We start from the raw sequence: 13,492 nt of genomic DNA, 5'->3' as shown, positions 1-13,492 counted from the left end.
CAGCATGGTCCGAGACGCCTTAGGCTTGGGCTCGCCGAATATCAACAGAGGGGACCAACACCGATGGACAGGACGGTGATCGTGACCGGCGGCGCCGGCGGGATGGGACTGGCCACCGCCAGGATCATGGGTCGCGACCACGACGTGGTGCTCACCGACGTCAGAGAGGATCCGCTGGCCTCCGCCGTGGCCGATCTCGAGTCGAGCGGGATCCGCGCTCGGTACGTCGTCGCCGACATCACCGACCGCGGATCCGTGGAGGCCCTCTTCGCGACCTCCGCCGCCTCCGCGCCCGTACGCGCGGTGGTGCACGCGGCCGGGGTGAGTCCACAGATGGGGTCGGCGGAGAAGATCATCAAGATCAACGCCGTCGGGACCATCAACGTCACCGAGGCGTCCCTTGCCGTCGCCGGCGAGGGATTCGCCCTCGTCAACGTCGCGTCCATCGCCGGGCACATGCTGCCGTCGGTCATGGTGCCGCGGCGCACCTACCGGCTGGCGACGCGCGACGTCGAGGAGTTCACCCGCAAGATGATCGCGAACGCATCCCGCGGTCCGGCCAGGATGCATCCCGGTTCGGCCTATTCGCTGAGCAAGAACTTCGTCATCCGTTACTCGGCGGACCGAGCCGGTGCGTTCGGTGCTCGAGGTGCCCGCATATTGTCCGTCTCGCCGGGATCGTTCGACACCGAGATGGGCCGGCTCGAGGAGAAGAGCGGGTCGGCCAGACTGTTGGAGTTCGCCGCACTCAAACGATTCGGCCGCCCGGACGAGATCGCGGAACTGCTGGCCTTCTGCGCCGGCGACAAACCGGGCTATCTCACCGGCACCGACATCCTGTGCGACGGCGGCACCAAGGCAGGACTGGGCATCAAAGGCATGCTGGCAATGGCCCGCGGCGCCTGAGTCCAGACCTCCACCCGCGTATGGCGCACCTGCCGACGAGTTGATCGACCGCTTCGATGGGCCTGGTACCCGTCCGCTTCGGCTGGGGGTGTCCTCTTCGCACGCGTGTGCGAAGATGGTCGGTGTGAGTTCGCATCGAAGGCCGGGACTGACTCCCGACGATCTGGAATCTCTCTCCGCGGCGCTCGCCGCAGGCAAGCGGGCCACCGTGTACCTACGCGATCCGATGCCGTCGCTGGGGCTCGACGCGGGCGCATCGGCACGTGTCGTGTCGATCGACGGATCCACGGTGATGGTGAGCCCCAAGGGCGTCGACGACCAGCTACCGTTCGAGGCCGACGAGTTGCAGAAGACCCGAGCGGCGACCTCTGCTTCCTCTGCGCGTCAGCGAGCTGCCAGGGCGACACCGGCGCCTAATCCCGGGCAGCCACCGAAACCCGTACAGGCGCCGAAACCCGTTGCGCAGAAACCGAAGGCGGAGTCACCCCAGGCACCTGCGGTGCGCGCCGAACACTCATCGCGCACTGAACCGGAAACGGACACGGTGAAGCCGAGACCCGTCCCGCCCAAGGCACCCAGACGCCCGAAGACCGCGTCGGTGGTGAGCGTCACCGTGGCATCGGCGGGCGAGAGCACGTGGACGGTGTCCGTCTCGCACGGCAGCAGGAAGGGCAAGGCAACCGAGGTGACCGCAGACCGGGTGGCTCGTGCGATGCGCGAACTGGGTGACGAGACGGCGGTCGCGGCAGTCGACGGCGTGATCGAGTCCGCGCGTGCCGCGGCTCAGGAGCGGATCGATGAGCTCACCCGCGAGTTGGAGAGCGCGCGGGCTGCTCTGGCCCATCTCGACGGAGAGTCCACGGACGACTGACGCGATCAGCCGGCTGGTGGGGCGAAGAACTCCAGCGCGATGTTGTCCGGGTCGCGAAAAGAGATTCCCGACCCGTAGTGCGCGTGTTTGATTCCGCTGTGCTCGATTCCAGCCTCGTCGAGGCGTGCGACCCAGTCCTCGAGTTCGGATTGCGTGCAGGCGAACGCGATATGGTCCAGTCCCGCGTTCAGTTCGCTGAACGGATGCGTACCGCCAGAATTCGTGGTGTGGGTGTGGAGGCCGAACAGTGTTCCACCGCCGAGCGCGAAGACCGTGTGGTGGAAATTGCCGGACTCTTCGTCTTCGTCCAGAACAGGCTGGGCGTCGAACAATTTCTGGTACCACACAGTGCTGGCGTCGAGATCGCTGACCGTGATCGCGACGTGGGTGAGTGCAGGAAAGTTCGGCATCGTCGCCTTCTCCTGACCTTGCAAGGTTGGGTTTTCGGTTGAGGGACAGCCGGTTCCACGGCGACCTGCGCGAGACCGGAGGTCGTCGGGGACAGCGCGCCGATGAGCGGATCAAGAGACGCAACGCGTCGATCAGTATATCGCCGGCCTCGAATAGGGATCCCGGCTCTGTGATTCGTGGCGCTACCCGGCCCGTCTGGTGAACACTCGACACATGAGCCGCAAGAGGTCTGCTGTCGTAGTCGGTGCCGCCACCACAGCGGCGGCCGTTGTCGTTCGAGATCTGTTTCAGCGCGAGCACTCGTTGCTGCGCAACTTCCCGCTCATCGGGCACGCGCGCTACTGGATCGAGACGTTCGGACCCGAGTTACGTCAATACATCGTCGCCGCCAACGACGAAGAGCGTCCGTTCACCCGCGATCAACGCCGGTGGATCTACTCCTCGTCCAAGAAAGAGAACAACTACTTCGGGTTCGGCACCGACAACGACGTCGAGTTCACGACCGGATTCCCGGTGATCAAACATCGGACGTTCAGCCAGTCGTCTGCGCCGGCTTCGGCACCCGAGGCCGGCCACGAGGTGGTTCTGCCCTGCGCGAAGGTGGTCGGCGCAGCACGTGGACGACCGGGTGCGTTTCGTCCGACGTCGGTTGTCAACATCTCCGGGATGAGCTTCGGAGCCCTGTCCGGGAACGCCATCGAGGCACTCAATCGCGGGGCCGCCATGACCGGCGCGCTCCACAACACCGGCGAGGGCGGGATCTCGCCCTATCACCGTCACGGTGGGGACCTGGTCTTCCAGATCGGCACCGCCTATTTCGGCTGCCGAGACGCCGACGGTCGTTTCGACCTCGCCCGCCTGAAAGCCGTCGTCGCCGAAGCTCCGGTACGCGCGCTCGAGATCAAACTCAGCCAGGGCGCCAAGCCCAATCTGGGTGGGTTGCTTCCCGGCCCCAAGGTGACTGCGGAGATCGCAGAGGCGCGCGGCGTCACGGCGGGACGTGATTGCGTGAGTCCATCACGGCACGCCGAATTCTCCGACGCCGACAGCATGCTCGACTGGGTCGAACTTCTCGCCGCCGAAACGGGGCTGCCGGTGGGCATCAAATCCGCGGTCGGAGACCTCGACTCGTGGCATCAGATCGCCGACCTGATGGCGACGACCGACCGCGGAGTCGACTTCGTCACCATCGACGGAGGAGAAGGCGGCACGGGTGCAGCACCGTTGCTCTTCGCCGACACCGTCTCGCTCCCGTTCTTCCTCGCGTTCAGCAGGGTCTACCGGATTTTTGCCGAGCGGAACCTTCATCAGCAGATCACGTTCATCGGGAGCGGCAAGCTCGGCCTACCCGACAACGCCGTCCAGGCCTTCGCACTCGGATGCGACATGGTCAGCGTCGCCCGCGAGGCGATGCTGTCCGTCGGGTGTATCCAGTCCCAGAAATGCCACACCGACACCTGCCCGACGGGTGTCGCCACGCAGAACAGCTGGCTCACAAGGGGATTGGCGCCCGACGACAAGGCGCCCCGAGCAGCGAACTACATCACGACGCTACGCCGGGACCTGGCCAGGGTCGCGCAGGCCTGCGGCGTCGACCACCCGGGACTCATCACCACCGAGTCGGTGGAGATCCTGGACGGGCGGCGGAGCTCCAGACCGATGACCGAGGTGTACGGGTATTCGCCGGGTATGGGTCTTCCGTCGGACGCCGACTGTGCGGAGATCGCACGTCTGATGAGCGATCAACGCCAGGGCGGTTCGGCTCCACCTTCGGCGACGAGCGCGAGCTGAGGAGAACCTGCCGAATCGACGGAGCGGTGGTCGGATGACGGTCTCACTCCGGGTCGGCGAAGCGGGGTTCCCGTCCGGACATGCCGGCGCGCACGGCCTCGAGCTGATTCGGCGACCGCATCAACTCGACCTGCAGTGTGCTCTCGAGCAACAGTGCCGCCGCCGGATCGACGCCACTCCAGGTCTCGTCGTAAAGGCGTTTTGCAGCGCGCACGGCATGTGGCGACTTCGCGGCGATCTCATGGGCGAGCGTCATGGCGCGGGCGAGAGGGTCGTCGGCAATTCCGGTGACCAACCCGACCTCGTGGGCTTCGGCGCCCGACAGGATGCGGCCCGTGAAGGTCAGTTCCTTGGCCACGTCGGCCGCAAGAAGCCCGGGAAGCGTCTGGGTGATGCCCATATCCGGCACCAGGCCCCATTTCACCTCCATCACGGACAGGCGGGCGTCGGGCGTCGCGTAGCGGATGTCGGCACCGAGAGCGACCTGCAGTCCGCCTCCGAAGCAGTTGCCGTGTAGCACCGCGATCACCGGCGCCGGCACGCGCCGCCAGTCGAGAGACACCCGCTGCGCATGGTTTCCACGGTCGGCGTCGTCCCGCTCCAGCAACGAGCCGCCCAACCCCTCGCCGCCGAGAGACGAGATGTCGAGGCCGGAACAGAAACTCTTTCCGTCCCCGTGAACGACGACGGCCCGCACGCGACGATCAGCCGCCAGTTCGCCGGTCACCTCGAGCAACGCGTCGAACATCGCGGGGTCCAGCGCATTGTGCTTCTCCGCGCGGTTGAGCGTGACCGTCGCGACCCCCGCCTCGTCGACATCGAGCAGGATCCTTTGTGCAGTCACCATCTTCGTCACCTCTCCACCTGTCGTCGGGCCACGAGCATGTACCCGAGCGCTTACACTACGGCCGTGGAGGAATCGGTCTGGAAGTTCAGCGAATCCGACGGCTCGGTCGTGGTGCACACCGGGGTCACCGGACCGGCGGCACGCACCGGCCATCGGCTGACGATCGCGATGCGTGCATGGACCGCGGTCGTGACCTTGAAAGACTTGGTACCCAACCGCATCGCGGCGACGATCTCAGTGGACTCCATGCAGGTAGAAGCCGGCGAGGGCGGACTCACCCCGATGACCGGAGCCGAGAAGTCGCTCGCCCGTATGAACGCCTTGAAGTCCATGCGCGCCGACAAGTACCCCGAGATCTCCTATGAATCCGAGGCACTCACCGCGACGGCACACGGGTACCGAGCCGACGGCACGTTGACCATCCACGGCCGAACACGCCCGCTTTCGTTGGACTTCGAAGTCGTCGACACCGCGGCGGGCCGGCAGATCTCCACCGACGCGACGATCACTCAGAGCGACTTCGGGATCAAGCCGTACTCACTGATGATGGGCACGTTGAAGGTCGCCGACGACGTTCGAGTGGTCGTCGACGTCGCTCGCGCTCGGTGACCGTGGTGTGGAGGTGGACCGACTGGGCGGCGGTCCGCCCCTCCTCCCGATCGGTACGCTCGAAGGTGCCCGATTTGTCGGCCGGGCCCGAGGCCTCGCAAGGGCTCCAGCCTGACGAGTCCGTCGGACACGCACGAGCTGGAGAGAACCATGGAAGCACTGATTCTGATCGCCGTCGTCGTCCTGGTCGTCGTCGGGGTGGTGGTGATCGCACAGCAGCGCTCCGGGGCGAACGCCGCTCGCACGCTCGACGACGCCAAGGCTGACGCACGGCAAGCCATCGAACGCCTCGGCGGGCAAGTGTTCATGTTGGTCGGTGATGGTCCGGCGTCGAAGCAGGCGCTCGCCGATGCGGGGGAGCGGTACACCGCAGCCGGTTCGCAGATCGAGCAGGCGAACTCGCCCGCGCAGGCGCGACTGGCCAAGCAGACGGCCCTCGAAGGCCTTTACTACATCCGTGCTGCTCGAGTCGCGATGAACCTCGATCCCGGTCCGGCCATCCCGGAGCTCGATGGTCAGCAGAGTGCGGGCAGGGTCACCGAAGACCGGCAGGTCGACTTCGAAGGACGCAAGGTCGAGGCGTCACCCAACCCGTCTGATCGGACGCCGAACTACTACCCGGGTGGCCGCGTCGCCGGTCGTCCGGTCCCGGCCGGTTGGTATTCGGAGCCCTGGTGGCGGCCGGCTCTCGTGGCGGGCGCCTGGGGCGTCGGGTCCATGTTCCTGTTCTCGGCGATGTTCTCCGGCATGGCGGGCGTCCCGTATGACGCACAGGGCTTCGAGAGCGGCGTCGGCGACGGTTCGGACCTGGGCGCCATCGACGGAGGCGACGCCGGCGGCGGGGATGACTTCGGCGGAGACGACTTCGGCGGGGGCGATGCCGGCGGCGATTTCGGTGGCGGCGATTTCGGTGGCGGCGATTTCGGTGGCGGCGATTTCGGTGGCGGCGGGTTCGATTTCTGATCCCGCCGATCCGTCGAAACCCGCGGCGGGTTCCCCTCGCGGCAGAGTCGTAGCTGTGCGTCATCACCATCGGACAGCGCCTCAGAACGGTGGCCGGCTTCCCAGGTGGTCGCGGCGTTCGGCGTCGCGGAGTGCTTCCCGCTCCTGACTGTTGCGGGCACGCTCGGCCCGCCGGCGTGCCTGTCTGGCGGCCAGTCGGCTGCGGTAGCGGCGCGGGTTGTCCTCCGGGCCGATGATGCGTGCACCGGGTGGAGCTTGGGCGGCCTGCTCGAACCGGATCCGACGCAGATCGGGTCCCACACCCCGGTGCGGGTTCGCAGGACATACGCGATCTCGGCGTCAGGAACGGGGACACCGAACCAGGTCAATCGACCATGACCCGAATTCGGTGACACAGATCACTCGGCGCCATATAGTTACCCAATGCCACTTAGTCATCTAAGTGACCGAGGACGGCAGCGCCGTCTCTATCCCCTACTGAAAAGGACATCGATGAAACCGTTCAGAGGCTCGCGCGTCGCCAAGATGGTGGCCGCATCGATCGCGGTGGTGGCGCTGAGCGCGACAGCCGCATGTAGCAGCGACGACAGCAGTGACGGCTCCGCGTCCGAGAGCGTCGCCGCGCCGGAGGGTTCGTTCCCCGGGAATGCGGCCAGTGGCGAGCCCGTGAAGATCGGTCTCATCAACAACGAAGGCGGACAGGCCATCTCGATGCCCGAGAACCGGGAATCGGCCGAGGCCGTCGTCCAGTACGCGAACGAGAACCTCGGTGGCATCGGTGGCCGGCCCATCGAACTGGTCACCTGCAAGCAAGGCGAAGACGCCAACCAGGCCCGCGACTGTGCCAACAAGATGGTGGAGGCGAAGGTCTCTGCAGTCCTCATGACCAGCAGCGGCCAGGGAAATTCGATGGTTCCCATCATCACCGGTGCCGGGATCCCCTACGTTTCGGCGGCCGGTCAGGCGTCGTCGGAGCTGACCACTCCGGGCGCCTTCATGTGGACCGCAGGTCTGCCCGGTGCCATGACCTCGATGGCGAAGTACTCCGCCCAACAGGGCATGAAGAACGTGACGGCTTATGTGATCGACGTCCCGGCAGCGACTGCCGGCGTCCAGGCGATGGGCGCACCCGCCTTCCAGGCCGCGGGAGTCAACCTCAAGGTCGTGCCGATCCCGCCGGGCACCCCGGACGCCACCCCGCAGGTGAGTGCCGGCCTGGGAGACAAGCCTGACGGTGTGGTGGTCATCGGTGAATCCACCCTCTGCACATCGGTGTTCAAAGCCTTGAGCACGGTGTCGACAACCGCCGAAAAGATGACCATCCAGCCGTGTTCCGATCCGGCGGTCGTCGAGGCGGTCGGTGCCGAGAATCTCAACGACACGAAGGTCTCGACCGCTTCGGTCATCAACTCCGATGACCCGGAGACCCAGCTCTACAAGGCGATCATGGCCAAGTACGCGCCCGACACCGACATCGAGGGCTTCGCGATCATCGGCTATCAGGGCATGCTCGGCCTGGTCCGCGCAACCGAGTCGGTGCAGGGCACCGACACCTCACCCGCCGCCCTGACCGCGGCGATCAAGAGCACCAAGGATGTTCCGCTCCCAGCCGGCTACGGGCTGACGTTCACCTGCGACGGCAAGGCGATGCCGGGCATGCCGTCGGTGTGCGGCAGCGGAGGCATCATCGTCACCTTCAAGGACGGCGAGCTCGTCGACCCGAAGCTCGTCTGAACACGGCGAACGTTCACCACACCCGCACGATGACCGGAAGTCGGTAGATGACCCAAGATATCCAGTTCTTGCTCCTAGGGCTCGGCAACGGCGCTGTCTACGCAGCATTGGCGCTGGCTCTGGTCATGACCTACCGGAGTTCGGGTGTGGTGAACTTCGCCACCGGGGCCATCGCGCTCTACATCGCGTACACGTACGCGTACTTGCGCGATGGTGAACTCCTCATCCCGATCCCGGGATTTCCCAAGACAATTGATCTCGGGGGACCCCTGGGACTGGCGCCCGCCATGGTGATCGCTCTACTGATCGCCGCCGGGTTGGGCGCTCTCCTGTACCTCTGCGTGTTCCGGATGTTGCGGACCGCACCAGCGACAGCAAAGGCGGTGGCGTCGATCGCCGTGATGTTGGTGATCCAGGCCGTGCTCGCCGCCCGGGTGGGCACCAGCCCGGTGTCGGTGGATGCGATCCTGCCCACCGAGATCATCGAGATCGGCGACATCCGGGTCCCGGCTGATCGCGTCTGGATTGCGGCGCTGGTCGTCGTGCTGACGGTGCTGTTGATCCTGGCGTTCCGTCTGACCCGCTTCGGTCTGGCCACCCGAGCGGCCGCCGAATCGGAGAAAGGTGCGATCGTCGCAGGTCTGTCACCTGAACGCATCGCCTACGCCAACTGGGCACTGTCGACGATGATCGCGGGTCTGTCAGGCATCCTCATCGCCCCGATCGTCCCGCTGATCCCGGTGTCCTACACGCTGTTCATCGTGCCGGCACTGGCCGCTGCCCTGGTCGGCAACTTCAGTGCGATCGGGCCGGCGGTAGCGGCCGGGCTGGGTATCGGAGTCCTGCAGTCGGAGATGACACACCTGCAGGCAACGGTCAGCTGGATGCCGCAATCAGGGATGGCCGAGCTGATACCCCTGGCGATGATCTTGATCTTCCTGGTGCTGCGCGGCAAACCCCTACCCACCCGCGGCGCCATCGTCCAGAACACACTGGGCGCCGCACCTCGTCCACGAAATCTGTTGCTTCCCAGCATCGCCGGTGTCGTGGTCGCACTCGGGTTCCTGATCTTCACCGAGGGCAGTGTCCGGGGCGCGGTCATCGTCACGTTCACGGTGGCGATCATCGCCCTGTCCCAGGTGGTGGTCACCGGGTTCGCCGGTCAGATCTCATTGGCGCAGTTGACCCTTGCGGGAGTGGCAGCGTTCATGATGTCGCGTCTGACCACCGATTGGGGTGTTCCGTTCCCGATCGCACCGGTGCTGGCGGCCGTGGTGGCGACGGTGGTGGGTGTTGTCGTCGGACTCCCGGCACTGCGCATCCGGGGTCTGCCGGTCGCGGTCGTCACGCTCAGTCTCGCGGTGTTCCTGGAGGCGTTCTGGTTCCGCAACAACGAGTTCAACGGAGGAATCGACGGGGCTGCCGTCAAGGATCCGTCCCTGTTCGGCCTGGATCTCGGCATCGGTTCCGGGAACACCTACCCCAACATCGCGTTCGGCGTCCTGTGCCTCATCGTCCTGACGTTGGTCGGCCTGGGTGTCGCGCGGCTGCGGACCAGCCGGTTGGGCGCCTCGATGCTGGCGGTACGCGCGAATGAACGATCGGCCGCGGCGGCCGGAGTGAACGTGTCACGAACGAAGCTGGTGGCGTTCGCCATCGGCGCGTTCATCGCCGGGATCGGCGGCTCACTCATGGCCTATCAGCAGACCGTCGTGGTTCCCGAATCATATGCCGCCATCGCCGGAATCGGGATGTTCGCACTGGTGTACCTGGCCGGTGTCACCTGTGTCTCCGGCGGCGTTCTCGCGGGGATCATGGGGGCCGGCGGCATCCTGTTCGTCCTGCTCGACCGTGCGGTCAACCTGGGCACGTACTACCACGTCATCACCGGCATCCTCCTGGTCATCACCATCATCGCCAACCCCGAGGGCATCATCTCCGAGGTGCACAAGGCGACGAACTGGTTGCGCACCAGGGTCTTCGACCGCAAGGACACCGTCGCCGAACTCGAACTGGCCATCTCGCCCGGCACCGATTCGCCGACTCTCGAGGCACCCCGCGCACCCGGCGAGGTCATCCTGTCGTCGAAGGAGATCGGCGTCCGCTACGGCGGCGTGACCGCCGTCGAGAACGTGTCGTTCGACGTCCGCGAAGGCGAGATCATCGGCCTCATCGGACCCAACGGAGCCGGCAAGACCACCCTCATCGACGCCATCAGCGGATTCGCGGACTCGACCGGCAGTGTGAACCTGGAGGGCCACAGCCTCGACGGGCAGCGCCCCTTCCAACGCAGCCGCCACGGGCTGGGTCGCACGTTCCAGGGCATCGAACTGTACGACGACCTCTCGGTCCGTGAGAATGTCGCCGTCGGCACCACCGCCGCCCGGCACCGCCCGGACACGGCGATGCTGGGGGTGGACGAGTTGGACCGGCTCTTCGAGTTGTTGCACCTCGTCCCGGTGGTCGATCGCCAGGTGAAGGAACTCTCGCAGGGACGGCGGCAGCTCGTCTCGGTTGCTCGCGCACTTGCCGGGCGACCGCGGGTGGTCCTCCTCGACGAGCCGGCCGCCGGCCTCGACAGCACCGAGAGCTTGTGGCTCGGACACCGACTCCGAGCGATCCGCGATGCGGGGGTGACCGTCGTGATGATCGACCACGACATGGAACTGGTTCTTGCCGTCTGTGACCGGATAGTCGTTCTCGACCTCGGCAAGGTGATCGCGATCGGAACCCCCGACGAGATCCGTAGCGATCCGGCCGTTACCAGCGCCTATCTCGGCGCCACCCACAGCGGTGAGGAGCTGAAGGCATGAACCCTGTACTCAGCTGCACCGGATTGGACGCCGGATACAACGGTCGGCCGTGCGTTCGCGGATTCGATCTCGAGCTCGGCGCGGGGGAGGTGCTGGCGCTCCTCGGCCCGAACGGGGCAGGGAAGACCACGGTGTTGATGTCGCTGGCCGGCCTGCTGCCGACCTTGGCCGGCACGGTGTCCGTCGACGGACACCAGGTGAAGTCCGGACACGCTCGGAGGGCGGCCAAGGCCGGACTGGTCCTGGTTCCCGACGACCGCTCGTTGTTCACCTCGCTCACCGTCGAGGAGAATCTACGGCTCTCGGTCCGATCGCGACGTTCCTGGCCGGCCGAACGCGATTCGATCCTGGAGACCTTCCCGCAGCTGGCCGACCGGCTCAAGGTGCCGGCCGGTGCGCTGTCGGGAGGTGAGCAACAGATGCTCGCGATCGGGCGGGCTCTCGTTCAGCACCCCAAGGTCCTGCTGATCGATGAGCTCAGCATGGGTCTGGCGCCGGTCATCGTCGAACGTCTTCTACCCGTGGTGCGTGCCGTCGCCGACAGCACCGGTGCTGCGGTCATCCTCGTCGAGCAACATGTCCAGCTCGCCCTCGAGGTCGCGGACACCGCCATGGTCATGCGCCACGGCAACCAGGTGCTCCGAGGTGATGCCGCCGAACTCGCCGCGACGCCCGAGGTGATCGAGAACGCGTACATGGGGGAGGCGTTCGCTACGTCCTGAGCGGAAATCGAACTGCAGCTCAGACCCTTCCGATATCCAGTCCTGAACCGGCCGACTGTCAGGCCGGCTCCAGCGCCCGCTTGGCCTTCTCCAACGCGGCGAGCGTGCGCAACACAGAATCGCGCTTGGCGGTCAGGTCGGACACCTTCGCCTTGCCGCTCAAGCCGGAATCCTTCTGAGCGACGGCCAGGCGTTCCTCGATTTCGGCGAGCTGTGCCAGCAGGGCTTCGGCGCGGTTCATGAGCGCAGCACGGTCGGGTCGGGAGACGTCGGCGGGTCGGGTGCCCCCGGACTTGACGTTCTGCGCCTTGACGGGCGCAGCGTTTCCACCTGTCTTTGTCGCGGTGGACGCGGAGCGGGCGACGCCACGCTGCCCGGACCGGGATGCACCTCGCGGTGGAGTGTGCGTACGGGTCTGATTCAGCACCGCCCAGGCTTCGCGAGCTGCGACCCGGTGTTCGCGTTCTTCTTCATCGTCGGACGCCAGCGACCCACCCAGGGGTCGTAGACCATAGAACCCGACGAACTCGCGGGCCGCGGCGACGGTCTGTTCTGCGGTGCGGCAGCGTCCGCATCGCGGTTCCCCGCGGAGTTCCGCGATGTCCTCGCTGGACGAGCACCATACGCATGCGTGGGCAGTGAGATCGGTCACGAGAGTATTGGCAGCAGCGGGATTCACGGGTGAAAAGACTACGGCACAAAGCTTTTCACATTGAAATCGGGTTGGTCGCACGAAAGGTCGCAGGTCGACCGGGCCTCACGCCGCGGGCGATGCCCGACGCGGCAGGACCTTTTCCGATCTACTGGTGACTTTCGACCCCGCCGTTCTCGTCGGGTCGGTACGACGATGAAGTTTCCGGAGGGGAACGGGCGGCGCCACATCTGGGAGACAACCATGACTGATTCAGTGACCGATGCGACGGCACCGATCGTCGTCGGTGTGGACGGTTCGGACTGCGCTCTGATGGCGGTTCGCTGGGCGGCCGGCGCCGCCGTCCGGGAGAAACGACATCTGCGTCTGATCTCCGCGGTGGGCATCGTGCCCGGCGCATATGCGCCGGCACCGACGATGACTTCCCCGGCAGTGGTGGAGGCCATGCATGCCGGCGCGGCGCGTGCCCTCGACGCCGCGACGCAGGTGGCGGCCGACGTCGCCCCGAACGTCGACGTCGAGGGCAAGACCGTGAGCGGATCGGCCACGCTCGCGCTCCGGCACGCGTCTACCTGGGCCCACATGCTTGTCCTCGGTAGACGTGGGCTGGGTGGAGTCCGCGGACTGCTCTTCGGATCGGTCAGCAATGACGCGACAGCGCACGCAGAGTGTCCGGTGGTGGTGGTCGGCGGCCCTGCTCCGACGACCGGACCCGTGGTCGTCGGTGTCGACGGGTCGCCTACGTCGACGGCTGCGATCGGCCACGCGTTCCGTCAGGCGGACCTGTTGAAGACGGCTCTGCTCGGGGTGCATGCGTACGGAGGCTCGTCGGGAGCCGCGTTCTACGGTGCGGATCAGAGGACCCTTCGACAGTTCGAAGACGAAGCCGAAGAATTGCTGGGTGAACAGCTCGCCGGTTATCCGGAGGACTTTCCGGACGTCAAGATCGAGCGGCGGGTCGGGATCGCTTCACCGGCGGAGGAGATCGTGGACGCCGCACAGTCAGCACAACTGGTCGTGGTGGGAACGCGGGGCCGCGGTGGTTTCCGCGGTCTGCTCTTGGGATCGACCAGCCGGGCTGTCATGGAGGTGGCCCCGTGTCCGGTGATGGTGGTGCACAAGAATCCCTGACCGGTCGGAAGTCGCCGAGGTCTTGACTGGTGGAGGCCTCTC

General features: G+C 66.2%; 13 protein-coding genes. 9 read left to right on the top strand and 4 right to left on the bottom strand.

What is annotated here, in order from left to right:
- The first annotated feature begins 63 nt into the window (after nucleotides 1–63).
- Together BPODLACK_RS07230 and BPODLACK_RS07225 are read left to right on the top strand one after the other, a co-directional pair.
- Nucleotides 64–906 (top strand): SDR family oxidoreductase, encoded by an 843-nt coding sequence (locus tag BPODLACK_RS07230; RefSeq protein WP_024499281.1) that lies wholly within the window; start codon nucleotides 64–66, stop codon nucleotides 904–906.
- A 115-nt stretch (nucleotides 907–1,021) separates the two neighbouring features.
- Nucleotides 1,022–1,777, top strand: a complete 756-nt coding sequence (locus BPODLACK_RS07225; protein WP_024499282.1) for a DUF6319 family protein — start codon at nucleotides 1,022–1,024, stop codon at nucleotides 1,775–1,777.
- A gap of 5 nt (nucleotides 1,778–1,782) precedes the next feature.
- Here BPODLACK_RS07225 and BPODLACK_RS07220 read toward each other — a convergent pair whose 3' ends face one another.
- Entirely contained in the window at nucleotides 1,783–2,187 is a 405-nt protein-coding gene (locus BPODLACK_RS07220) for a VOC family protein (protein ID WP_024499283.1), read from the bottom strand.
- A 214-nt stretch (nucleotides 2,188–2,401) separates the two neighbouring features.
- On the opposite strand from BPODLACK_RS07220, the gene BPODLACK_RS07215 reads away from it, so the two are divergent.
- Nucleotides 2,402–3,979 (top strand): FMN-binding glutamate synthase family protein, encoded by a 1,578-nt coding sequence (locus BPODLACK_RS07215; RefSeq protein WP_024499284.1) that lies wholly within the window; start codon nucleotides 2,402–2,404, stop codon nucleotides 3,977–3,979.
- A 43-nt stretch (nucleotides 3,980–4,022) separates the two neighbouring features.
- On the opposite strand, the gene BPODLACK_RS07210 is transcribed toward BPODLACK_RS07215, so the two are convergent.
- Entirely contained in the window at nucleotides 4,023–4,823 is an 801-nt protein-coding gene (locus BPODLACK_RS07210) for a crotonase/enoyl-CoA hydratase family protein (protein ID WP_024499285.1), read from the bottom strand.
- Nucleotides 4,824–4,889: 66 nt separating this feature from the next.
- On the opposite strand from BPODLACK_RS07210, the gene BPODLACK_RS07205 reads away from it, so the two are divergent.
- Nucleotides 4,890–5,435, top strand: coding sequence for a YceI family protein (locus tag BPODLACK_RS07205; RefSeq protein ID WP_024499286.1), 546 nt, complete (start codon nucleotides 4,890–4,892; stop codon nucleotides 5,433–5,435).
- 150 nt (nucleotides 5,436–5,585) lie between these two features.
- Complete coding sequence (locus tag BPODLACK_RS07200; protein ID WP_024499287.1) at nucleotides 5,586–6,398, top strand: hypothetical protein; 813 nt, start codon at nucleotides 5,586–5,588, stop codon at nucleotides 6,396–6,398.
- Nucleotides 6,399–6,479: 81 nt separating this feature from the next.
- Here the strand turns inward: BPODLACK_RS07200 and BPODLACK_RS07195 are convergent, their stop codons facing one another.
- Nucleotides 6,480–6,698 (bottom strand): hypothetical protein, encoded by a 219-nt coding sequence (locus tag BPODLACK_RS07195; protein WP_024499288.1) that lies wholly within the window; start codon nucleotides 6,696–6,698, stop codon nucleotides 6,480–6,482.
- Nucleotides 6,699–6,890: 192 nt separating this feature from the next.
- Here BPODLACK_RS07195 and BPODLACK_RS07190 point away from each other — a divergent pair, with 192 nt between their 5' ends.
- From BPODLACK_RS07190 to BPODLACK_RS07180, 3 genes are read left to right on the top strand one after another with little or no spacing between them, the layout of a single operon-like run.
- Nucleotides 6,891–8,132 (top strand): ABC transporter substrate-binding protein, encoded by a 1,242-nt coding sequence (locus tag BPODLACK_RS07190; protein ID WP_024499289.1) that lies wholly within the window; start codon nucleotides 6,891–6,893, stop codon nucleotides 8,130–8,132.
- Between the two features lie 47 nt (nucleotides 8,133–8,179).
- The gene (locus BPODLACK_RS07185; protein ID WP_024499290.1) at nucleotides 8,180–10,945 is read left to right on the top strand and encodes a branched-chain amino acid ABC transporter permease/ATP-binding protein; all 2,766 of its coding nucleotides are present in this window, start codon (nucleotides 8,180–8,182) and stop codon (nucleotides 10,943–10,945) included.
- A complete protein-coding gene (locus tag BPODLACK_RS07180; protein WP_096274051.1) occupies nucleotides 10,942–11,667 on the top strand; it encodes an ABC transporter ATP-binding protein in 726 nt (241 codons plus the stop codon). Before BPODLACK_RS07185 ends, BPODLACK_RS07180 begins: the two co-directional genes overlap by 4 nt.
- Before the next feature lie 58 nt (nucleotides 11,668–11,725).
- Here BPODLACK_RS07180 and BPODLACK_RS07175 read toward each other — a convergent pair whose 3' ends face one another.
- A complete protein-coding gene (locus BPODLACK_RS07175) occupies nucleotides 11,726–12,319 on the bottom strand; it encodes a hypothetical protein (RefSeq protein WP_024499292.1) in 594 nt (197 codons plus the stop codon).
- 243 nt (nucleotides 12,320–12,562) lie between these two features.
- On the opposite strand from BPODLACK_RS07175, the gene BPODLACK_RS07170 reads away from it, so the two are divergent.
- Entirely contained in the window at nucleotides 12,563–13,450 is an 888-nt protein-coding gene (locus BPODLACK_RS07170; RefSeq protein ID WP_191834947.1) for a universal stress protein, read from the top strand.
- The last annotated feature ends 42 nt before the right edge of the window (nucleotides 13,451–13,492 follow it).

This window comes from Gordonia sp. YY1 (genome assembly GCF_009872315.1).
Lineage (GTDB): Bacteria > Actinomycetota > Actinomycetes > Mycobacteriales > Mycobacteriaceae > Gordonia > Gordonia amicalis.
This window is presented reverse-complemented; position numbering and strand designations above follow the sequence as displayed.